The sequence below is a fragment of the Caballeronia zhejiangensis genome, assembly GCF_022879815.1.
In the GTDB taxonomy this organism is placed as follows: Bacteria; Pseudomonadota; Gammaproteobacteria; order Burkholderiales; family Burkholderiaceae; genus Caballeronia; species Caballeronia zhejiangensis.
In genome coordinates, this window is the sequence record NZ_CP084283.1 from 636970 (window position 1) to 660262 (window position 23293).

Consider the following 23293-nt stretch of genomic DNA (forward strand, 5'->3'; position numbering starts at 1 on the left):
CTAGGCAGGAGAATACGCGAGCCGCACGTAGATCGGCGCGTAGGGTTCGGCCTGCGTGATTTCGATCAGCGATTCGCGCGACAGCTCCAGCATCGCGATGAAGTTCACGACGACTACCGGCACGCCGCGCGTGGTGTCGAAGAGTTCCGTGAACTCCATGAAGCGCGCGTTCTGCAGACGCCGCAGGATCACGCTCATGTGCTCGCGCACCGAAAGCTCTTCGCGCGTGATCTTGTGATGCTGCACGAGCTTCGCGCGCTTGATGACGTCGGCCCACGCGGCGCGCAGGTCGTTCATGTCGACGTCGGGGAAGCGCTGCTCGGCGGACTGCTCGATGTAAATGTCCGCGCGCAGGAAGTCGCGGCCGAGTTGCGGCAACTGGTCGAGCTTCTGCGCGGCGAGTTTCATCTGCTCGTATTCGAGCAGACGCCGCACGAGTTCGGCGCGCGGATCTTCGGCTTCCTCGCCGGTGTCGGCCTTCTTGACCGGCAGCAGCATGCGCGACTTGATCTCGATCAGCATCGCGGCCATCAGCAGATATTCCGACGCCAGCTCGAGATTCGATTCGCGAATCTGATCGACGTAGCCGAGATATTGCGCGGTGACATCCGCCATCGGGATGTCGAGCACGTTGAAGTTCTGCTTGCGGATGAGATAGAGCAGCAGGTCGAGCGGGCCTTCGAAGGCTTCGAGAAAGATCTCGAGCGCGTCGGGCGGGATGTACAGGTCGGTCGGCAGCTTCCAGAGCGGCTCGCCGTACAGGTGCGCGATCGCGACGCCGTCGATGGTGTCGGGCGTCGAATCGGTTGCGGGCGTGGCGAGCGCCACGGCACGGTCTTCCCGGGCTTCGTCGCGCTTTGCCTCAGACGGCGAATGCGCGGACGATTGCGGCTCGCGGCCTGCTGCGCTCACGTTCAGAAGTTCTGGTAATAGACGTAGGGCGTCTGGTTCACGCGCGATTGCTGCTGCGTGGTGCGCTCGTCGAGGTCGATCGGCTGCTTGTCCCACAGTAGCGCGCGGCCGCGGCGCTGTTCTTCTTCCAGCGAGGGCTTCTGCTCTTTCAACTGATTGATGAACTGGGTGATATCCGACTGATACATGATCCGGCTTCCGTTGAGGTCGAGGCGTGAGCCTGTGATTTTGCCTGTGCGCGCAATTTTACCGCAAGCGCGCGGCAGTTTCGTCGCCCGGAAGGCGCACGCGCGTGCAGCTTTCGCGGAACCCACGCGGCGCGCAGCCGTCCAACGGCGCACGTCCGGCGCGAGATGGCCGCTTTTGCGGCGTGCGTCCATGCCGATGTGGTGAAATAGCGCCTGCGTCCGATTGCGTCGGCTGCAAGTTTTACCTCGAATCCCACTTTTTCCCGATGCCGGAGGTCACGTTTGGCGGGGCGTTCGTTTGATCCGCTGCGCGCGTGGCGCGTAAGGCCGCGCGGCATGAGCCGCTGGCCGGCCCTGATTGTGGCGCTCGTCGCGTTCGGCTTCGCTGCGCCCGCTTGCGCCAAGTACGACGTCGACATCGACGCGCCGCGCAGCATCAAGAAGCTGCTGAAGGAGAACCTCGATCTCTCCCGTTTCGCCAAGCGCGACGACGTCAGCGACGACCAGTTCCAGTTCCTCGTCACCGCGACGCCGAAGGACGTGCGCGATCTCGTCGCGACGGAAGGCTATTTCACGCCCATCGTGCGTACGGACGTCACGACCGTCGACGACAAGCGCAACGTCAAGGTGAGCGTCGATCCCGGCCCGCGCACGATGGTCGCCTCGGTGCAACTGAATTTCACGGGCGCGGTGACGACCGAAGATCGCGCGCAGGAGAACGCGGCGCGTTTCGCTTTTTCGGTCAGCGAAGGCGATCCTTTCACGCAAAGCGGCTGGGACGACGCGAAAAACGCCGCGCTGCGGGCCCTGCAATCGAAACGCTATCTCGGCGCGAAGATCGTGCGTTCGCAGGCGCGCATCAATCCGCGCGCGCATCTGGCCGATCTCTCCGTGACGTTCGACAGCGGCCCGACCTTCACGCTCGGCAAGCTCGAGGTGAGCGGCCCGAAGCGCTATCCCGCGTGGATCATCGACCATGTGAATCCGATCCGCGAAGGCGAGGTCTACGACATCGCTCGCCTGAACGAGTTGCAGCGCCAGATCCAGAACACGCCGTATTACGCGAGCGTCGCGATCGATGCGGACAGCGACGTGAACAAGCCGGTCGACACACCGCTGCATGTGAAGGTGAGCGAGTATCCGTACAACAGCATCCGCTACGGCGTGGGTTACGCGACGGACACGGGTTTCCACATTCAGGGCGCCTACAGCTATCTCAATACGTTCGGCGCGGCGTACCCGTTCACGATTTCCGGGCGGCTCGACCAGACGCAGCAATACGGCCGCGTGCAACTCGCGATGCCGCCCGATTCGTCCGGCTGGGTCAACGCCGTGTTCGGCTCGTACACGATCACCGACGTCTCGAGCACGAAGATCTATAGCGGGCGCGTCGGCGTGCAGCGTTCGCGCTCGCGTCAGAACATCGACACGACGTATTCGCTGACCTTCTACGACGACCGCCTGACGCAGAACGAGCCGAATCCGTCGACGGCGCGTGCGCTCGTGCCCGCGTGGAGCTGGGTGCGCCGCGACGTCGACGATCCGCTGTTTCCGCGCCGCGGCAACATCATCCGCGCGGAGGCGGGTTTCGCCGTCAAGGGCGTGATGGCCGATCAGACTTTCGCGCGCCTGTACACCAACGCGCTGCAATACGTGCCGCTCGGCAAGAACGATCTGCTCGTGTTTCGCGCGGAGTTCGGCGGCGTGTTCACGAGCGGGCCGTCGAGCGGCGTGCCGGCTTCGCTGCTGTTCCGCGCGGGCGGCGCGAATTCGGTGCGCGGCTATAGCTATCTCAGCATCGGCAACAATGTGGCCGGCTCGATCCTGCCGACCAAATACATGGTGACGGCCAGCAGCGAATATCAGCACTGGTTCACGCACGACTGGGGCGGCGCGGTGTTCTTCGACATCGGCACCGCGACCGACAACTGGAGCGAGCGCGTGTTCGATCCGGGCGTGGGCGTCGGCGCGCGCTGGCGCAGTCCCGTCGGCCCGGTCAACGTCGACCTGGCGTATGGGCTGAAGAACAAGAGCATCAAACCGTATCTGACGCTCGGCATCGCGTTCTGATGCGTGAGAACGATGAAGGACATTGAATCGGCATGACGGACCCGAACAAGCAGGCGGACGCCGAAGCGCCGCCGCCCGAAAACGTTGGCGGCGGCGACGGCGGCGCGCAGACACCGCCGCCGCGCAAAAGCGGCTGGCGCCGTCTGGCGCGGTGGATCGGCGCGCTCGTGCTCGTCGTCGTGCTGATCGCCGGGATCGCCATCGGCACGGTCTTTTACGTGCTGACGACCGAGCGCGGCACGCGCTACGCATGGAACGCGGCAACGAAGCTGCTCAAGGGGCAACTTACCGGCAAGCTCGACGGCGGCGCCATCGCGACCGGCCTGCAACTGCGCGACGTGCGCTGGAAGGACGGCAAGGGCACGGATATCGCGGTCGATAGCGTGTCGGGCCGCTGGGCGCTCACACGCGAGCCGCTGCGCTTCACGATCGATTATCTGCACATCGGGACGGTCGATGCGCGCATTGCGCCGTCGAACGAGCCGAGCAAGAAAACGGAACTGCCCAAGGATCTGCGCATTCCGATTCAACTTGCGATCAACGATCTTTCCGTCGGGAAACTGCGTCTGCATCAGGGCACGGCGACGACCGAATTCTCGCGCCTGCTTTTCCACGGCCGAAGCGACGGCCAGCATCACGAAGCGGCGGTAGAGCGGCTCGACACGCCGTTCGGCGCGGTGACGGCGTCGGCGAAGCTCGATGGCGGCGCGCGTCCGTTTCCGCTTTCCGGCGATGCGGGCTATGCCGGCAAGGTCAACAACGAAACGGTGAACGTGAGCGCGCGGCTCTCGGGCTCGCTCGAAGACCTGATCGCCGACGTCGATGCGAGCGGCCTGAAACTCAACGGACGCGCGCACGTCGAGGCGCTGCTGTTCGCGGACGTGCCGCTCAAGTCGGCGCTCGTCACGTTCGATCACGTCAATCCGCAGGCGTTCGCGCCGGGCGCGCCCGAGGCCGACCTCGCCGTGCGCGCCGAAGTGAAGCCCGTCGAAGGCGCGGACCCGAAGGCGTTCGTCGTCGCCGGGCCGGTGTCGATCGTGAACGCGAAGCCCGGTTCCATCGACAAGAAGCTGCTGCCGCTCATCGACGCGCACGCGAACGTGCGGCTCGACGCGTCCGAGCAAAGCATCACCGATCTCGATGTGCGGCTCCTGAAGAACGCGTCGGTGACGGGCGGCGGCGCGCTCAAAAGCGGCAAGGGCAAGTTCGACCTCAAGGTCGCGAAGCTCGATCTGAACGCGATCGAGCCGACGCTGCGCCCGACGGATTTCGCCGGACCGATCCGCATCGAGCTGGATGGCGACACGCAGCGCATCGCCGCCGACCTGAACGATCCGAAAGCCGCGATCCGCGCGCAGGCCAAAGTGAAGCTCGATCCGCAAGCGACCACGCTCGACGACGTGACGCTCACGGTCGGGAAGGGCCGCGTCGAAGCGAGCGGCGTGCTGAAGAAGGACGCGAATTCGAGCTACGACCTGAAGGCGAAAATCGTCGAGTTCAATCCGCTGCTGCTGCAACAGCAGTTGATCGCGCCGAAGCCCGCGCCGGCGAAGAAAGGCGCGAAGCCGTCGAACAAGCCGGCCGCGCCGGCGCGTGTCGTGGAAGCGCGCGTGAACGGCACGCTGGCGGCATCGGGGCAACTCGCGCCGACGCTCACGACCAAGGCGACCTTCAAGCTCACCGACAGCATGTACGACAATCTGCCGCTGACGGGCGAGGGCACGATACAGGTCGCGGGCATGCGACTGTTGCCGAGCAAGGCGGCGCTGTCGGTGGCGGGCAACAACGTCGATCTGAACGGCAGCTTCGGCGCGCCCGGCGACCGGCTGCGCTTCAAGGTCGACGCGCCCGCGCTCGAACGGCTCGGCTTCGGCATCGCGGGCACGGCGAAGGCGGACGGCGATCTGACCGGCTCGATCGCGCATCCGAACATCGCGGCGAACTATCAGGCCGATGGCCTCGTGTTCGGCGCGAATCGGCTCGGTCACGCGGAAGGCCGCGCCGATATCCGCGACGGCGCGAACGGCGCGCTCGTCTTCACGCTGAAGGCGCGCGATGCGAGCACGGAAGACATCGACATCGCGAATCTCGACGCGAATCTGAACGGCACGCGCGCGCATCACACGCTCGACGTGACGGCGACCGGCAAGGTGCGCGGCCAGCCCGTGAATCTCGCGCTCGGCGCGAACGGCAAGTTCACCGACGCGCCCGACGGCCCGCACTGGGACGGCGCGATCACGAAGCTGTCGAACAAGGGCACGCCGTCGCTGAATCTCGAATCGCCGCTTTCGGTGAGCTACGGTCCGAAGCGTCTCGTGCTCGGCGCGACGCGGCTCGTCGCGGAAGGCGCGGTGCTGAATCTGAAATCGTTCGCGATGGAGAACGGCCGCCTGCAATCGGCGGGCACGCTGACGAACCTGTCGGTGCCGCATCTGCTCGACGTGCGCCAGACGCTGACGGGCGCGGAGCCGCCGATCCGCACCGATCTCGTTTTCGACGGCGACTGGAACTTCACGCTCGGCGCGACCGCGACGGGCTACGCGCAGATCAAGCGCCGCGCCGGCGACGTGACGATCGACGGTACGCGCGGCCTGTCGGCGCTCGGCATTTCCGATATCGCCGCGCGCGCGGATTTCACCGACGGCAACCGCCTGAACGCGTCGCTGCACGCCCAGGCGAGCCGCATCGGCGTGATCGATGCCAACGTGCACACGCCGCTCGTCAATCGCGACGGCATGCTCACCATCGACGACAACGCGCCGCTGACCGGCGCCATCAACGCGAACGTGCCGGAATTGCGCACGACCGGCGGCCTGCTAGGCGCGAACTATCTGCTCGGCGGCAGGATTGCGCTCAAGCTGGTGATCGCGGGCATCGTCGCGAAGCCGAATCTGTCGGGCTCGCTGACGGGCGACAACATTTCCGCGACGGTCGTCGATCAGGGCGTGCAACTGAAGGACGGCATCATCCGCATTGCGCTGTCGGAGAATCTCGTCGATTTTCAGCGCGTCGAGTTTCATGGCGCGAGCGGCACGCTGCGCGCGACCGGCAAGGTGCGCCTCGATCAGCAGGAGCCCGATCTGACCGCGAGCATCATCGCGGACAAGCTGGAGCTGTTCGCATCGCCGGATCGCGAGCTGATGCTCTCCGGCAGCGCGACGATCGCGAACGCGGGCTTGCAGGGCGGCATGGCGGTCGACGGCAAGTTCACCGTCGATCACGCGCTCATCGATCTGCCGGAATCGTCCGCGCCGTCTCTCGGCGACGATGTCGTGATCGAGCGCCCCGATGGCACGATCAAGGGCGAGAATCAGTCGATCACCGCGAAGACCGAGAAGCCGGTCGGGCCGTTCACGCCGCGCGCGAACATCGGGATCGATCTCGGTCAGCACTTCCGCTTCAAGGGCGCGGGTGCGGACCTCGGCCTCGCGGGCACGATTACGGCGATGAGCGCGCCGAACATGCCGCTGCGCGCGGTCGGCAACGTGCGCGTGACGACGCCGGGTTCGTCGTACACGGCGTTCGGGCGCAAGCTGAACATCGAGAACGGTTTCTTCACGTTCAACGGGCCGGTGGCGAATCCCGGCCTCAACATTCTCGCGATGCGGCGCAATCAGGAAGTCGAGGCGGGTGTGCAGGTGACGGGCACGGTGCAGGCGCCGGTCGCCAAGCTGATTTCCGAGCCGAGCGTGCCAGACAACGAAAAGCTCTCGTGGCTGCTGTTCGGCCACGGCACCGATCAGGGCAACAACGTCGGCCAGCAGAGCGCGATGACGAGCGCGCTCGCGCTGCTCGGAAGCCGCGGCGGCGCGAAGATCGCGCAGACGGTCGGACTGGACGAGTTCACGGTCGGATCGAGCGAAGTGGGCCTGACCGATCCGCAAGTCGTGCTGCTGTCGAAGGCGATCAACGAACGGCTCGTGATCGGCTACGAGCAAGGCTTGCAATCGGCGAGCAACGCGGTCAAGGCGACGCTGAACCTGTCGCGGTTCTGGGCCGTGACGGTGTACGGCGGGACGTATCAGGGCGTCGATCTGTCTTATACGCGGCGCTTCAATCGCTGGTCGAGGCTGTGGTCGTCGTCTTCGTCTTCGTCGGCATCGCGGGCGTCGACTGTGCAGCCATCGGCGGCCTCGGGGGCGTCGGGCGTGAGCGCGCCGTTCGGGGCATCGGCGACGGAAGTGGAATCGGACTGAGCATCGTCTGCTTCAAGCAAAAAGGGCACGCGATCTGCGTGCCCTTTTTGTTATGCGATGCGTGTTACTTCACCCGCATGCCCGGTTTCGCGCCGCTGTGCGGCTCGAGAATGTAGAGGCCCGGTTCGGCTTTTTCGTCCGTGGCGGATGCCGCGAGCACCATCCCTTCCGACAGACCGAACTTCATCTTGCGCGGCGCGAGGTTGACGACCATCACGGTCAGCTTGCCGATCAGATCTTGCGGCTGATACGCCGACTTGATGCCCGAAAACACATTGCGCGTCTTGTCCTCGCCGACGTCGAGCGTGAGTTGCAGCAGCTTGTCGGAGCCTTCGACGGCCTTGCAGTCGACGATCTTCGCGATACGCAGATCGACCTTCGCGAAGTCGTCGATGGAAATGACGCCCGCATCGTCCGGCTTCTTAGCGGCGGTCTTGGCCGGAGCGGCTGTTGTCGTCGCCGTTGCGGCTGCGGCTTCCGCGGCCGGCGCGAGCGATTCGCGATTCGCGGCGAGCAACGCCTCGATCTGCTTCGGATCGACGCGCGTCGTCAGATGCTTGTATGCGTTGATCGCGCTCGCCGACGACAGCGGCTTGTCGGCATCGGCCCAGACGAGCGGTGCGATGCCGAGGAACGATTCCACCGCTTCGATGAGCTTCGGCAAAACCGGCTTCAACGCGAGCGACAGCAGGCGGAACGCTTCCAGGCTCACGCTGCAGGTTTCATGCAGCGCGACGGCGTTCGCCGGATCCTTCGCCTGTTCCCACGGCTTCGCGGTGTCGACGTAGGCGTTGACGGCGTCGGCCAGTTCCATCGTCGTGCGCAGCGCGCGGCCGTATTCGCGCGACTCGTAGAAGCCGGCGATGTGCGGAATCGCCGAACGCAGTTGCGCGACGAGCGGATGATGCATCGCGCTGTCCTGCACGCGGCCGTCGAAACGCTTGATGAGAAAGCCCGCCGCGCGGCTCGCGATGTTCACGTACTTGCCGACGAGATCGCTGTTCACGCGCGCCTGGAAATCTTCGAGATTCAGGTCGATGTCTTCCATCGTGCTGTTCAGCTTCGCCGCGAAGTAGTAGCGCAGCCACTCGGGATTCAGCCCCGTGTCGATGACGCTCTGCGCGGTGATGAACGTGCCGCGCGACTTCGACATCTTCGCGCCGTCGACGGTCAGGAAGCCGTGCGCGAACACGTTCGTCGGCGTGCGATGGCCGGAGAATTCGAGCATCGCCGGCCAGAACAGCGTGTGGAAATACAGAATGTCCTTGCCAATGAAGTGATATTGCTCGGCCTTCGAGCCGGGCTTCACCCATTCCCCGAAATTCACGCCGATGCGGTCCGCGAGATTCTTGAAGCTCGCGTAATAGCCGACGGGCGCATCGACCCAGACGTAGAAATACTTGCCCGGCGCGCCGGGAATTTCGAAGCCGAAGTAGGGCGCGTCGCGCGAAATGTCCCAGTCGGCGAGTTTGGCTTCGCCCTTGTCGCCGAGCCATTCGCGCATCTTGTTGGTGGCTTCGGGCTGAGCGAGACCGCTGACCCAGCCGCGCAGGAATTCCTCACAGCGCGGATCGGACAGCTTGAAGAAATAATGCGTCGACGTCTTGCGGATCGGCGTCGCGCCCGACACGACCGAATACGGATTGATCAGTTCGGTCGGCTGATAGGTCGAGCCGCAGACTTCGCAGTTGTCGCCGTATTGGTCCTTCGCGCCGCATTTCGGGCATTGGCCCTTGATGAAACGGTCCGGCAGGAACATTTCCTTGACCGGATCGTAGGCTTGTTCGATGTCGCGCGCCTCGATCAGGCCCGCCTGCTGCAGCGCGCCGTAGATCGTGTTGCACAGTTCGCGGTTTTCCTCGGCATCGGTCGAGTAGTAGTTGTCGAACGAGATGCCGAAGCTGTCGAAGTCGCGCTTGTGCTCTTTCCACACGCGCTCGATCAACGCTTTCGGCGTGATGCCTTCCTTCTCGGCGCGCAGCATGATTGGCGTGCCGTGGGTGTCGTCCGCGCCGACGTAGTAGACCTCGTGGCCATGCATTCGCAGCGTCCGAACCCAGATGTCCGTCTGAATGTATTCGACCATATGGCCGATATGAATCTGACCGTTCGCGTACGGCAACGCGGACGTGACGAGGATCTGGCGGCGGCCGCCTTCAAAGGCTTGAGCGGCAGGCGCGGCGGTGGCAGTGGCTGAAATCGGTGCTGACATAAAGGCGCGGCCCGGTGGGAGTGCTTGAGGTTGTGAAAAAACGCGGAGCTCGATTTTAGCAGGGCGGGGAGAGGCGGGCGGAGTCGGCGGTGGATGGGGCGGAGTGCGTTTCGAGCGCCCAAAAAAAAACCGGGGTCCAATCGGGCCCCGGAGCAACAACGACAAGAGGAGAATGGCAGGTGATGGCATCGCCATCCGCCTACCGTAAGGACAGACAGCAGCACCGCGTCCAAGTTTCAAATTTTTTTCAGACGACTAATTGCCGCTCGTGCCACCGCCCTCGCGGCGGCATATTCTCCTTTATAATCAGACGCTTACTGCACTTGTCCGGGCTGCGCGGTCGCACGCAGATAGATCTCCACGCGACGATTCTGCGCGCGGCCGGCTTCCGTCGAGTTGTCCGCGATCGGCTGAGTCTGGCCCATGCCCGATGCCGCGAGACGCTGCGCCGCGACGCCGTGCGTCGAAATGTACGACGCGACGCTCTGCGCGCGATTCTGCGACAGCGTCTGGTTGTAAGCCGCCTGACCCGTGTTATCCGTATGGCCGACCACGCTCGCGATCAGCTCCGGATGCTGCTGCATCGTCTGCGTGACGGAGTTCAGCACCGGATCGAACGACGGCTTGATCGCGTAGCTGTTCGTGTCGAACGAAATCGAGTTCGGAATGTTCACCTTCAGCGAGCCGTCCTGCTGCTCGGTCACTTGCGTGCCCGTGCCCTTCGAGTCGCCCGAGATCTTGTTCTTGATCGACTGCCAGTTGTAGCCGACGATACCGCCCGTCGCCGCGCCGGCTGCCGCGCCGATCGCCGCGCCCTTGCCGCCGCCGAAGATCGCGCCGATCGCCGCGCCGGTCGCGGCGCCCGCGCCGGTGCCGACTGCGGTGTTGGTGCCCTGCTGCGTTTGACAGCCGGCGAGAAGCGCGCCCACCAGGGCAACGACGGACAGGCGGGTCATCAACTTAGTATTCATCTACGATCTCCTTTGATTCAACAAGCGTTCGGCGCATGCGCCGACAGTGCGAAAGGGTCTTCGGACGAGCCTCCGGGCGAGCCTCTACAATAATGAGAAAAGCGCCCGACTGCCCGGTGGGATGCGTCCCCGGAAAGATTTGCAGCGGGATAGTGCAATGCGTAAGCGTTACAACGCAACGGCGCTAACAATTACTTTCAATTTCCTCAGAGTGTTCCGTGCGCCGCTGGGCGCCAGCAACAATCGTTCCATGGAGTCTCGATGAGTATTGACCGCGCGAAGATCGACGCCGCACTCGCCACACTGACCGATCCGAACACCAACCGCAAGCTGGTTGATCTGAAAAGCATTCGCAACGTATCCGTCGACGGCGCGAACGTCGCGGTGAGTGTCGTGCTCGGCTATCCGGCGAAATCGCAGTTCGGTGCGATCCGCGAAATGGTGGAAGGCGCGCTGCGTCAGATCGCGGGCGTCGCGAACGTGACCGTGGATGTTTCGTCGCAGGTCGTCGCGCATGCCGTGCAGCGCGGCGTGAAGCTGCTGCCGAACGTCAAGAACATCATCGCGGTGGCGTCCGGCAAGGGCGGCGTCGGCAAGAGCACGACGGCGACGAATCTCGCGCTCGCGCTCGCGGCCGAAGGCGCGTCGGTCGGCATGCTGGACGCGGACATCTACGGTCCCTCGCTGCCGATGATGCTCGGCATCACCGGCCGTCCGGAATCGCCTGACAATCAGACGATGAATCCGCTCGAAGGCCACGGCATTCAGGCGAACTCCATTGGCTTTCTGATCGAGCAGGACAATCCGATGGTCTGGCGCGGCCCGATGGTCACGTCCGCGCTCGAACAATTGCTGCGTCAGACGAACTGGAAGGATCTCGATTACCTCGTCGTCGACATGCCGCCGGGCACCGGCGACATCCAGCTCACGCTATCGCAGAAAGTGCCGGTGACGGGCGCGGTGATCGTCACGACGCCGCAGGACATCGCGCTGCTCGACGCGAAGAAGGGCTTGAAGATGTTCGAGAAGGTCGGGATTCCGATTCTCGGCATCGTCGAGAACATGAGCACGCATATCTGCTCGAACTGCGGTCACGAAGAGCACATCTTCGGCGCAGGCGGCGGCGAGCGCATGGCGAAGGAATACGGCGTCGAAGTGCTCGGTTCCCTGCCGCTCGATATCGCCATTCGCGAGCGCACCGACGCGGGCCAGCCGACCGTCGTGTCGCAGCCGGACAGCCGCATCGCGGAGACGTATCGCGCCATCGCGCGCCGCGTCGCCATTTCGATTGCGGAGCGCCAGCGCGACATGACCTCGAAGTTTCCGAGCATCGTCGTGCAGAACACCTGATTTCGAATAAGCGATCGAATCGGCGCGAGCCTTGTGCGATGCGGCTCGCGGTATCATGTCGCCTTCGATGCGCGGCAGCGCGGACGCACGGGGCGTCGGCGGGCCGCCGAGAGGATCGCATGAGACACAGATTCGACGGAAGGGCGCTTTACGCCTCGATCGCGATGGCCGCTTGCAGCGTCATGCTGAGCGGTTGCGGCCTCATCTTCCAGAATCACGAAAAGCGCGCGGACGCCGTTTTGAATCCGACGCCCGGCAACGCCACGCGCGGCACCGTCACGCTGATCGAGCGCGCGGACGGCGTGCAGGTTTCCTACAGCCTCACCGACATGCCGCCGAACAGCGATCACGCGCTGACCGTTCACGAGCGCGGCGACTGCATCGCGGTCAACGGGCCGGACGCGAGTCCGGTGTTCGCGCTGCCTTCGGATCGCAGACGAACGTCATCGCGTCTCGAAGGCGAGCTCGGCAACATCCACGCGGACGCAACCGGCGCGGCGACGGGCTTCATCGTCGCGACAGATGTCTCGCTCGACGGCGTGCGCTCGATCATTTCGCGCGCGATCATGCTGCACCGCGAAGCGCTCGACCCGTACGCGAGCGCGCCGCACAACGTCGGACCCGCGCTCGCTTGCGGCGTGATCCGGCGGTAGCTGCTGCGGCGGCATGCGAAGCGCCCGGCGCGGCGGCGCGCTTCGCGTAAAATACCCGCTTTCGTTTGGCCCGCGCGGCGAGAACCGCCGCCGGCCATGCCCCGTTTCACCGCAGGCGGCGGTCGCGAGACCGAGCCGTTCACCGTTGAGTAGCGTCCCCTATGAGCATCAAATCCGATAAGTGGATTCGCCGCATGGCCGAAGAGCACAAGATGATCGAGCCGTTCGTGCGCGATCAGGTGCGCGTGGCCGAGGACGGCCGCAAGATCGTGAGCTACGGCACGTCGAGCTACGGCTACGACATTCGCGTCGCCGACGAATTCAAGATCTTCACGAACATCAATTCCACCATCGTCGATCCGAAAGCCTTCGACGAGAAATCGTTCGTCGACTTCAAGGGCGATGTCTGCATCATTCCGCCGAATTCTTTCGCGCTCGCGCGCACGGTCGAGTATTTCCGCATTCCGCGTTCGTGCCTCACGGTGTGCCTCGGCAAGTCGACGTATGCACGCTGCGGGATCATCGTGAACGTGACGCCGTTCGAGCCGGAATGGGAAGGTTACGTCACGCTCGAATTCTCGAATACGACACCTTTGCCTGCCAAAATCTACGCGAACGAGGGCGTCGCCCAAGTCCTGTTCTTCGAAAGCGATGAAATGTGCGAGACGTCGTATGCCGATCGCGGCGGGAAGTACCAAGGTCAGCACGGCGTGACGCTGCCGAAAACCTGATCGAACCACGCACGTTACAAGCTTGTCGAAAGACCGCTGGCCCCGAGATTGCGACTCGGGCAGCGGTCGTTTCCATTTGGAGATTCGCCCCATGAAGTTCCGCTTCCCCGTCGTCATCATCGACGAAGACTTTCGCTCCGAAAACATTTCGGGTTCCGGCATCCGGGCGCTCGCAGAAGCGATCGAAAAGGAAGGCGCCGAAGTCCTCGGCCTGACGAGTTACGGCGATCTCGCCGCGTTCGCGCAGCAGTCGAGCCGCGCATCGTGTTTCATTTTGTCGATCGACGACGAGGAATTGCTGCCTTACGCGGACAACGTCGTCGTAGAAGGCGATACGCCGGAACTGGCGACGGCCATCGTCGCCTTGCGCGCGTTCATCACCGCGGTGCGCAAGCGCAACGCCGATATCCCCATCTTCCTGTACGGCGAAACGCGCACGTCGCGCCATCTGCCGAACGACATCCTGCGCGAACTGCACGGCTTCATCCACATGTTCGAGGACACGCCGGAGTTCGTGGCGCGTCACATCATCCGCGAGGCGAAGGTGTATCTCGATGCGCTCGCGCCGCCGTTCTTCAAGGAGCTCGTGCAGTACGCGGACGAAGGCTCGTATTCGTGGCACTGTCCGGGGCACTCGGGCGGCGTGGCATTCCTGAAGAATCCGCTCGGGCAGATGTTCCATCAGTTCTTCGGCGAAAACATGCTGCGCGCGGACGTCTGCAACGCGGTCGAGGAACTGGGTCAGCTGCTGGATCACACCGGCCCGGTCGCGGCGTCGGAGCGTAACGCGGCGCGCATCTTCGGCGCGGATCATCTCTTCTTCGTGACCAACGGCACGTCGACGTCGAACAAGATCGTGTGGCATGCGACCGTCGCGCCGGGCGATATCGTGCTGGTCGATCGCAACTGCCACAAGTCGATCCTGCACGCGATCACGATGACGGGCGCGATCCCCGTGTTCCTCACGCCGACGCGCAATCACTTCGGCATCATCGGACCGATTCCGCGCGACGAGTTCAAGCCGGAGAATATCCGCAGGAAGATCGAGGCGAATCCGTTCGCGCGCGAGGCGCTGGCGAAGAACCCGAAGATCAAGCCGCGCATTCTGACGATCACGCAGAGCACGTACGACGGCGTGATCTACAACGTCGAGATGATCAAGGATCTGCTCGGCGACATGCTCGACACGCTGCACTTCGACGAAGCCTGGCTGCCGCACGCCGAGTTCCACTCGTTCTATCAGGACATGCACGCGATCGGCGCGGGCCGTCCGCGCACGGGCGCGCTCGTGTTCGCGACGCACTCCACGCACAAACTGCTCGCGGGCATTTCGCAGGCGTCGCAGATTCTCGTGCAGGACAGCGAGAACAGCACGTTCGACCGTCATCGTTTCAACGAGGCGTATCTGATGCACACGTCCACGTCGCCGCAATACGCGATCATCGCGTCGTGCGACGTCGCGGCCGCGATGATGGAAGCGCCGGGCGGCGAGGCGCTCGTCGAGGAGTCGATTGCGGAAGCGGTCGATTTCCGCCGCGCGATGCGCAAGGTCGATGCCGAATACGGCGACGACTGGTTCTTCAAGGTCTGGGGCCCGGACGCGCTGGCGGAAGAGGGCATCGGCGATCGCGAGGACTGGGTGCTGAAGCCCAACGACCGCTGGCACGGTTTCGGCGCGCTCGCGGAAGGCTTCAACATGCTCGATCCGATCAAGGCGACGATCATCACGCCGGGACTCGACGTCGACGGCGAATTCGGCGAGACCGGCATTCCGGCCGCGATCGTGACGAAGTATCTGGCGGAGCACGGCATCATCGTGGAGAAGACGGGGCTTTACTCGTTCTTCATCATGTTCACGATCGGCATCACGAAGGGCCGCTGGAACTCGATGGTCACGGAGCTTCAGCAGTTCAAGGACGACTACGACAACAATCAGCCGCTGTGGCGCGTGCTGCCGGAGTTCGTCGCGCAGCATCCGTCTTACGAGCGCATCGGTCTGCGCGATCTATGCGAGCAGATTCACAGCGTCTATCGCGCGAACAACATCGCGCGCCTGACGACGGAGATGTATCTGTCGAGCATGGAGCCGGCGATGAAGCCGTCCGAGGCGTTCGCGAAGCTCGCGCACCGCGAGATCGATCGCGTGCCTATCGACGAACTGGAAGGACGCGTGACGTCGATTCTTTTGACGCCGTATCCGCCGGGCATTCCGTTGCTGATTCCGGGCGAGCGTTTCAATCGCACGATCGTGGATTACCTGCGTTTCGCGCGCGAGTTCAACGAGCGCTTCCCGGGATTCCATACGGATATTCACGGGCTGGTCGGCGAGATGATCAACGGACGGATCGAGTATTTCGTGGATTGCGTGCGGGATTGAGTGCACGCCGTGGCGATCACGAGCCGCATCAAAAAATAATGAATGCGGTGATCGTGTCGCGATAGGGGCCGGGCCGTGGGGCCGATTGCGCAGGCACTTGCCCATAGACGGTGAAGGTGTAGGCGACGCCCGTACCGACGCCGTTGCCCATCACAGTCCCGGACGTGCCGTCGCCCCACGGGACGGTATGCGAAGGGTCGATGTACAGCTGATAGTCGATTGTCTCGGTCCCACCCACCCGTGTGAGCTTGCGCCCAGTGATCGCGCCGCCGTCCGACGTGCCTCCGTTCAGCGCAATGTTGTACGACGCGCCCGACGTGCAGGTCGCGGTGATGCGGCTCGTCGCCTCGAGCGGCTCCTGAAAAGAACTCTGCGTGCCGAACGCCATCGGCGTCGCGGAGATGTTGCAGTTGTTCGCCACGTTGACCGATACGTTGAACGCCGCCGACTTGTACGGCGCGGTCGCCGTGCTGCAACTCGGCGGCGTGCCGCTGTAGCCCACATAGACGAAATACGTGTCGGCGGCGGTGAACGTCTGCGTGTACGTCCCCAATCCGACCTGCTGATTCGGCGGAATCCGCCCGTAGAACGGCTCCTGTGCCCACACCTTGCCGCTCGGATGCACGGGCAGGTCGATGATGTACGGCGTCGTCGACGGGTTGAGAATCGAGCCCCACACGCTCACATGATCCGGATCGACGTATAGGTTGTAGTCGAGCGTCGCGCCGTTCGGGCCGGTCAGCACGCGCGGCGACGTCGTGCTGATGTTCAGGCACATGCGCACCATCGGCGTCGTGTAGCCGGTGCAATACATGATGACCGCGCCGACGACCTCCGTCGGCTCCGAATAGGTCGTGTCGTATTCGCCGAAATCCGTGTAGCCGACGGAAAACGAACACATCTGCGCCCGCGACGCTTTCGGCAGCGCGAGCAGCGCAAACATCGCGACGACGATGACCGCGCCTCTTCGTATCCACGATCGCGTTCGCATGATTCATCCTCCGTTGCCGCGACAGACGAACGGCCCGATCTGCGGCAACTCGTGTGACGACGCGGCGTCGAACGGCACCTGCGCGGAACAGCTCGCGCCGTGTCCGCGAATCGTCACCGTGTTGGCGGCGTCGAGCTTGTTGAAGAACGCGAGGCCGTCGAAGCCGACGATCGCCGTTTCGCCCGTGCTCTCGTTGGTCGCGGCAGCGCCTTCCTTGATCGGCGCGCCGCCCGCATCGACGAAACTCACCGACGCGCCCTGATACCGCGACATCCCGAAGCGCGCGAGCACGCCCGAGCGCCGTTCGGGCGCGACGTTGAGCTTCGTCGTTTCGATACGCGCATCGGCGGGCAAGGCGAGCGGATCGATCGCGATCTGATTGCGCTGATACGACTGCAGATCCGGCACCAGCAGATGGCCGCCCGAATTCGTGACGCCGACCTTGCGGTTCTCCTGGCTCACCGGCACGCCCGCGACGCCGTCGGTGGAGACGAGCGCGAAGCCATCCGTGATCGTGCGCGCGGGCAGCACCGCGCCGTCCATGATGGCGATTGCGCCGGTCATCTCGGCGGTGCCCGTCGTCGTGCCGTTGAAGCGCTGCGCCGTCGCCTGGAATTCCCCGAAGCTCGCACGATAGTTCGCGCCCGCGAACCCATGCCGATAATCCGCGCCCGCGCCCGCCTGCACCGTCCAGCCCCATCCGCCGCTGAAATCGGCCGGACGCGACGCGGTGACGTCCGCCGTCGAGTGGCCGCCCGATTGCGCGAGCGTCGTGCTGACCGCCATGTTGCCGCCGAGCGCGACCGTCACGCCGATCGATCCGCCCCACACGTTCTTCTGCAGGAAGTCGCGGTACGCCGTCGCGAAGAGCGACCAGCGCCGCCCGAACTGCGCGTTGTACGCGAGCGTGAGGACGCGCGCGTGCCCGGAAAAGCTGTCCTCGAAATCGACATAGCTCATCGTCGCCGATTGCGTGCGCAGGAACGAAACCGACGCCGTCGCCTGATAGACATGCTGAAACGTCGACGTGCCCGTAAGCGACGCGACATCGCGATAGCCGCTCGACGCCTGCGTGCCCTGCAGACTGACGGAAAACTTCGGCCCGATGTACTGATAGCCGAGGCTGTAGAGCGAACCGGTCATACCGTCGACCTTGCTCGCGGCCGCCGCCGTGCTGAACACGCCGAAGCCGCCGGTGCCGATGACCGCGCCCGCGCCGCCGTTGACGAGTCCCTGGCCGCCTTCGGCGTGCGCCTGCAAGGTCAGCCAGTCGCTGACGCCATAGCTGAACACGCCGCTATAGATGGGCGAACGCTCGTAGTCGAAAGACTCGACCGTGTAGTTGTCGCGCAGGAAGCCGAGTTCGAACGAATAGTTGAACAATCCCTTCGACAAGAGCCGCGCATCGATATAGAGCGGCACGCTCGTCGTGACGCGGCGACCGAGCGCATCGGTGACGACGATTTGCGCGACGCCCGCGCCGTTCAGGCTCGGCGCCTGCGCGATCTGGAACGGCCCGGGCGCGACTTCGCCGCTGTACTGGCGCAGGCCGTTGACGTAGAGATCGACGGCGGAAGGCACGGCGGCCGAGGCGGAGAACATCGGCAGGGGAAACGTGATGAGGTCGGGCCTCAGCGTGAAGTCGCGCTGGATCTGGAATCCGCCGAAGCGCACGGAGCGCGACCACGGCAGCGATCCCGATACCGAATCGCCGACCGTCATCGTGAAAAGTTTCGCGGGATTCGAGTAGCTCCAGTTCGTGTCGAGCCGCGTGTATCGGTTCGAGCCGCCGTCCGCGTTGATCCAGGTGCCGGTGTTGTCGAACACGCCGAAGGGCGTGAAGAGGCGCTGCTCGCTCCACACGCCGATGCTGTTTTCGCTGTCCTCGCCGTATTCGCGCGTGTAACTCACGTCGTAGTTCATCAGGAAGCCGGTGCCTGACGTCGCCTTCGGCGTGACCGGCAGCGTGTAGCCGATCTTGCGTGTGGTCTGGCGCGCTTCGTCGACGTCGAGAATCGCCTGCTGGCGCGCGGGCGCATACGTCGCGCGCAAGCCGGGAATCGACGACAGCGCGAGCCAGCCATCGGCGTCCGGTTTGAGATCGCTCACGCGGATGCCCGCGGCTCCGAGCGTGTGCGGCTCGGCATAAAGTTGGCCGTGACGCAGTTCGAACTCCGACGGCTCGCCGAGATTCGTTCCGTTGATGACGATCTCGAGCACGAGTTGCTGATTCGTTTCGGCGAACGCGCCGAAGGGCTCCCCGCGCGCTGCGCCCGAGAGGCTCGGCAGTTCGGCGGGCGAGCCGCCGCCGGTGATGTCGACCTGCGCGATCGCCGCTTCCGACACGAGAACGAGCGTCAGCGCGACGCGAGCTTTCCGGCCCGGCGTCTTCCTGGCAGTGTCGGCGGACGAGGACATGCTCGCGGCGATGCGCAAGCGATCAAGGTCCGCCGCTCTCGCCGAGCCGCTCCGTGACGGCCGAGCCGTTGACCGTCGCCGCGACGTCCGCCGGCTTGCCGCGCAAGGCGCTCGCGGCGGCGGGCAGCGCCCACGCGCGCACGCGGCCCGGCAGGACGTAGCCGAGCAGGCCCGCGGAAATCGGAATGTCCGCGCCGCCGTTTTTCAGCGATACCGCGCTCAACTGCGCATGGATCGCCCCGCTGTTCGAGACGAGCAGAAACGGCTTGCCGTTTCTCTCGACGATGCTCCATTGCAGCTTCGGCTTGCCCGCTTCACCGGCTGGCGAAATAAATAGTGGTACAGAATATCGAAAGCGAAACTGAACGTTTGCACCGGCGGTAGCGCCTTCCGGCGGCAATTCATCGATGAGCAGACGATACGCGCGCTCCTGCTGCAACGGCTCCATGCTCGCGCGAATCACGCGGATGACCTGCTGTCCGCCCGCGGCCACTTCGGCGATAGGCGGGCTCGCGACGATCTCGCGCGTCGGCGTCAGCTTGTCCTGTTCATCGGCCTGATCCCAGACGAACGCGCGCACTTGAGCGTGGATCGGTTCGTCGCCGCCGTTGCTCAGGTTGATGACTTTGCCGTTCTCCGCGGCAGTGAGCTGGATCGTTACCGGGGAGATTTGCAATGAAGCGGCGAGCGTCGCGGAGCATTGCAGAAAGAGAAAAACCGCGCAGACGCGCGGTAGCAAGGTGGGCATCGTCGGTCTCCTTATGTCATCCCGACTATCCCATTGATATAGATTTATCTGCGAACAAGCAAGCGTCGCGCTGAGTGCGAGATGCTTGCAGCCCGATGCGAGGTTTAGAACACGACCGTCGCGGTGATGGTCGACGAATACGCGCCAGCCGCGGGCGTGTTCTGCGTCGGCACGCGGCCATAGACCGGGATGGTTTGCGCGCCGCCGTCGCCGGTGCCCGCGACCGTGTCGGTGTCCGCCGTGTTGCCCCAGACCTGCGTGCGGGCGATATCGCGATACAGGTTGAACGAGACGAATGCGTCGCCTGCTGCGTTGCCCATCTTGCGATCCGATATGGCCGAACCGGTGGCCGTGCCCGCGTCGAGGGCGACGGTGTAGGGCGTGCCCTTGGTGCAGGTGACCGACAGGCTGGCGTTCTGATCGATGTTCTGCGTGAGCACGCCGGTGCTGCCGAAATCGAGCGGATTGGCGGCGATCGAGCAATCGTCCTGAACCGTCAGCGTGACGTCGAAAGTCGCGGTCTTGCTCGTGGCGGCGAATGCATTCTGCGAACCGACGGCGCCGAGCGTGGCGGCGCTTGCAACGATGGCAATGACGGCGGCTTTCTTGAACAGGTTACGCATGAGGAACACTCCTGAGATCGAAAAGATGACTGATGCTGAATCGCGCTGGCGTCGCGAGGACATGGATGAATCATAGGGAATACGCGACTAAGACTGAATGAGACGACTCTTAATTGAGATAGGCAGGCGCGGTGTTTCGCTTGTTGTGGTTATGTCGCGGGCGTTATTGAGATTGATGCGTGCCGCGAATCACTGGCTGCCGGCACGGAGCATCTTCGTGCTAACTCATCCCGATTGCGCCTTCTAGAATGAAGAGCGATCGGGCGCGGTTCGACCATTTGAATTAGATATGCGAAGCAAATCAAAAAAGGGGATTGTCATGTTCGCTGAGAAGTGGAAATTGAGGTTCGTGCTGCTTCCGTTGGCCGTGCCGTGTGCGGTGTCGGCGCACGGTACGATCGAGACGCCGATCAGCCGCGTCTATTCGTGCTACCTCGAGGGCCCGGAAAGCCCGACGTCGGCGCCGTGCAAGGCTGCGGTCGCGGTGGCGGGGCCATCATTCCTGTACGACTGGGCTGGCGTGAATCAACTGCCCAATGGCGATCACAAGGCTTTCGTGCCCGACGGGCATCTGTGCAGCGGCGGCAAGACCAACTACTACGGTCTGGATCTCGGCCGAAGCGACTGGCCGGCCACGACGATCTCGGCCGATCTGAGCGGAAACTACACATTCGTCTGGTACGCGACCGCGCCGCACGTCACGCGCTACTTCCAGATGTACATGACCTCGGACGGCTACGATTTCAATCAGCCGTTGAAATGGTCCGATCTCGACAGCAAGCCGTTCTGCGAACTCAACAGCGCGACGCTCGACAACGGGCGCTACAAGCTGCAATGCAAGCTGCCCGCCGGCAAAACGGGCAGGCGGATCATTTACACGATCTGGCAGCGCAACGACAGCGCCGAAGCGTTCTATGCGTGCAGCGACGTGGTCATCAACGGCGCGCGCACGACCTGGCGCGAGATGCGTCCGATCCCGACGACGGCGCTGGATCAACCGGCGGGCATGAAGATCACGCTGCGGGTCTTCGATGCGGACGGGCACGATCTGGAATCGATCAGCTATACGGTGACGGCGCAGACGACGGCCGCTGCGGACTGGGTGTATGCGATGGCGCAGAAGGTCAACTCGGATGCGAAGCATGTGCGGCTGGGGCTGATCGACAACAACGGCAACATCGTGCCGCAGAAGACGATGTCGGCGAACCGCATCTACGTCGACAGTCCGCAGGACTACAACTTCGCGGTCGATTACACCGGCGCGCCGGCACCCGCGCCTTCACCTACGCCGACGCCTTCACCTGCGCCCACGCCCACGCCAACGCCCACGCCCACGCCAACGCCAACGCCAACGCCCACGCCCACGCCAACGCCAACGCCAACGCCAACGCCAACGCCAACACCTACGCCCGCACCGGCGCCAACGCCGACACCAACCCCCGCCCCCTCACCCAGCGCAGGAGGCGCGACATGCGCCATCGCCTGGCAGTCGGGCACGATCTACAAGGCGAAGGAAAACGTATCGGTGAGTGGCCGCAACTACAGCGCGCGCTGGGAGAACTCCGACGATCCCTCGCGCAATTCGGGCAGCGGCAAATCGTGGCAGGACCTGGGCGCGTGTTCGGGACAGACGTTGCTCGCGTGCGCCGCGCCGTGGAGCGCGAGCAAGACCTACGCGACCGCGGGCACGACGGTCAGCTACAACGGCATGAACTATCGCAACAAGTGGTGGAGCGCCAACGCCGATCCGGCGACGAACTCCGACGGCGCCTGGGAAAAAGTCGGAGCCTGCAAATGAGAGAGGGGGAGCGCGGCGCCCGCATCGAGGCGTCGCGCAAGTCTCATGCTTCAGCGCGAAAACGCCCGCGCCGGATCCACTTCGTCGCGATCCACTTCTCGCCTTTTTCGACGGGCGTGCCCGCGTGCAGCGTTTTCGGATCGCTTTGTCCGAGTTCGTTGACGTATTCGAAATAGAGCGCGCTGCCGCGCCGCGGATGAATCGCGAGTCCGATGTCCGGAAACGTCGTGTCGCCGCCTTGCTCGACTTCGTTGAGATAGAGGATGACCGTCGCGATGCGCTGCCCGCCGCGCTGCATGTGATGTTTGCTGCCGGCCTGCTCTTCGGGGAAGTAGTCGTAATGCGGGCGATATTCGCCGCCCATGCCGTATCGAAGGATATGCAGATCCTCGCCGTTCTCTACCGGCTGGCGAAACAGTTCGGCGATCCTTCGGTCGATCGTTTCGACGAGCGCATCCGTCGATGCATTGACGAACGCGCCTTCGCTCCTGCGTTCTTCGATGGTGATCTCCTTGCCCGAATCCGGATCGACGACGGACGAGCGCTGCACATGCTCGCGGCCGATCTCGATCAGCCGGTCGCATTCGGTGTCGTCGAGCACGTCGGCGACGAGCGCGATCACCGGCTGTTCGCTGCTGAACACCTTGGGCGCGGATCGATCGCTCGCGGTCAGCACGCGCGCCTGCGGCAGCATCGGCGTGCCGTAGAGATAGTCGGGCGATGTTTCATCGTCGGCTTGAGGCGCGTCGCCGGCAAGATGGCGCGCGAGCAGCAGGCGCGCGGTGTTCGGATGGAACGCGGCGGCGATCATCGCGTCGATCAGCGACTGATGCGTGCAGCCGCGGCGGATGTTGTCGTCGAGCCAGTTCTTCCATGTCGAATCGAAGCGGGGAATCGTGCTCATGGCGGCTTTCCGAGTATCACTAAACGATCGGTCCTTTCATGGAAGCACAAAAGCATCTGAATAACAACGGCGCGATTGAAACAGCCGCGCGGCTCGCGCAAAGCGAACTATGCTTTCTCAAGGCGCGGCATCGGGCCGTGTCGGATGAGGG

General features: G+C 64.0%; 16 protein-coding genes. 7 read left to right on the forward strand and 9 right to left on the reverse strand.

Annotated features, from left to right (window positions below):
• Positions 1-828, reverse strand: coding sequence for a segregation and condensation protein A (locus tag LDZ23_RS03005; protein WP_034472990.1), 828 nt, complete (start codon positions 826-828; stop codon positions 1-3).
• A gap of 86 nt (positions 829-914) precedes the next feature.
• Complete coding sequence (locus tag LDZ23_RS03010; protein WP_174447747.1) at positions 915-1103, reverse strand: DUF3460 family protein; 189 nt, start codon at positions 1101-1103, stop codon at positions 915-917.
• 333 nt (positions 1104-1436) lie between these two features.
• On the opposite strand from LDZ23_RS03010, the gene LDZ23_RS03015 reads away from it, so the two are divergent.
• Positions 1437-3170: an autotransporter assembly complex protein TamA gene (locus LDZ23_RS03015; protein ID WP_239295371.1), complete on the forward strand. Its 1734-nt coding sequence runs from the start codon at positions 1437-1439 to the stop codon at positions 3168-3170.
• Between the two features lie 32 nt (positions 3171-3202).
• Complete coding sequence (locus LDZ23_RS03020) at positions 3203-7366, forward strand: translocation/assembly module TamB domain-containing protein (RefSeq protein ID WP_244807772.1); 4164 nt, start codon at positions 3203-3205, stop codon at positions 7364-7366.
• Positions 7367-7430: 64 nt separating this feature from the next.
• Here the strand turns inward: LDZ23_RS03020 and metG are convergent, their stop codons facing one another.
• Positions 7431-9578, reverse strand: a complete 2148-nt coding sequence (metG, locus tag LDZ23_RS03025) for a methionine--tRNA ligase (protein WP_008351060.1) — start codon at positions 9576-9578, stop codon at positions 7431-7433.
• A 314-nt stretch (positions 9579-9892) separates the two neighbouring features.
• Positions 9893-10549 (reverse strand): YiaD family glycine zipper/OmpA-like lipoprotein, encoded by a 657-nt coding sequence (locus LDZ23_RS03030; protein ID WP_008351059.1) that lies wholly within the window; start codon positions 10547-10549, stop codon positions 9893-9895.
• 261 nt (positions 10550-10810) lie between these two features.
• Between LDZ23_RS03030 and apbC the strand changes: the two genes are divergently transcribed.
• The 4 genes from apbC (at position 10811) to LDZ23_RS03050 (ending at position 15660) form a co-directional block, all read left to right on the forward strand.
• A complete protein-coding gene (gene apbC, locus LDZ23_RS03035; RefSeq protein WP_008351057.1) occupies positions 10811-11899 on the forward strand; it encodes an iron-sulfur cluster carrier protein ApbC in 1089 nt (362 codons plus the stop codon).
• A 119-nt stretch (positions 11900-12018) separates the two neighbouring features.
• On the forward strand, positions 12019-12552 hold the full coding sequence (locus LDZ23_RS03040; RefSeq protein ID WP_008351054.1) for a superoxide dismutase family protein: 534 nt from the start codon (positions 12019-12021) through the stop codon (positions 12550-12552).
• Between the two features lie 161 nt (positions 12553-12713).
• On the forward strand, positions 12714-13283 hold the full coding sequence (dcd, locus tag LDZ23_RS03045) for a dCTP deaminase (protein ID WP_008351052.1): 570 nt from the start codon (positions 12714-12716) through the stop codon (positions 13281-13283).
• 91 nt (positions 13284-13374) lie between these two features.
• Entirely contained in the window at positions 13375-15660 is a 2286-nt protein-coding gene (locus LDZ23_RS03050; protein WP_008351050.1) for an arginine/lysine/ornithine decarboxylase, read from the forward strand.
• A gap of 28 nt (positions 15661-15688) precedes the next feature.
• On the opposite strand, the gene LDZ23_RS03055 is transcribed toward LDZ23_RS03050, so the two are convergent.
• From LDZ23_RS03055 to LDZ23_RS03070, 4 genes are all read right to left on the reverse strand, one after another.
• Positions 15689-16651 carry a Csu type fimbrial protein gene (locus LDZ23_RS03055; protein WP_008351048.1) on the reverse strand — a complete coding sequence of 321 codons (963 nt, stop codon included), beginning with the start codon at positions 16649-16651 and terminating at the stop codon, positions 15689-15691.
• A gap of 3 nt (positions 16652-16654) precedes the next feature.
• Positions 16655-19069, reverse strand: coding sequence for a fimbria/pilus outer membrane usher protein (locus LDZ23_RS03060; RefSeq protein WP_244807773.1), 2415 nt, complete (start codon positions 19067-19069; stop codon positions 16655-16657).
• Between the two features lie 22 nt (positions 19070-19091).
• Positions 19092-19817, reverse strand: coding sequence for a fimbrial biogenesis chaperone (locus LDZ23_RS03065; protein WP_034472900.1), 726 nt, complete (start codon positions 19815-19817; stop codon positions 19092-19094).
• Between the two features lie 104 nt (positions 19818-19921).
• A complete protein-coding gene (locus tag LDZ23_RS03070) occupies positions 19922-20440 on the reverse strand; it encodes a Csu type fimbrial protein (RefSeq protein WP_008351043.1) in 519 nt (172 codons plus the stop codon).
• A 319-nt stretch (positions 20441-20759) separates the two neighbouring features.
• Between LDZ23_RS03070 and LDZ23_RS03075 the strand changes: the two genes are divergently transcribed.
• Positions 20760-22238: a lytic polysaccharide monooxygenase gene (locus tag LDZ23_RS03075; protein ID WP_244807774.1), complete on the forward strand. Its 1479-nt coding sequence runs from the start codon at positions 20760-20762 to the stop codon at positions 22236-22238.
• A gap of 43 nt (positions 22239-22281) precedes the next feature.
• Here LDZ23_RS03075 and LDZ23_RS03080 read toward each other — a convergent pair whose 3' ends face one another.
• On the reverse strand, positions 22282-23142 hold the full coding sequence (locus LDZ23_RS03080) for a 2OG-Fe(II) oxygenase (protein ID WP_008351040.1): 861 nt from the start codon (positions 23140-23142) through the stop codon (positions 22282-22284).
• Positions 23143-23293 lie beyond the last annotated feature (151 nt).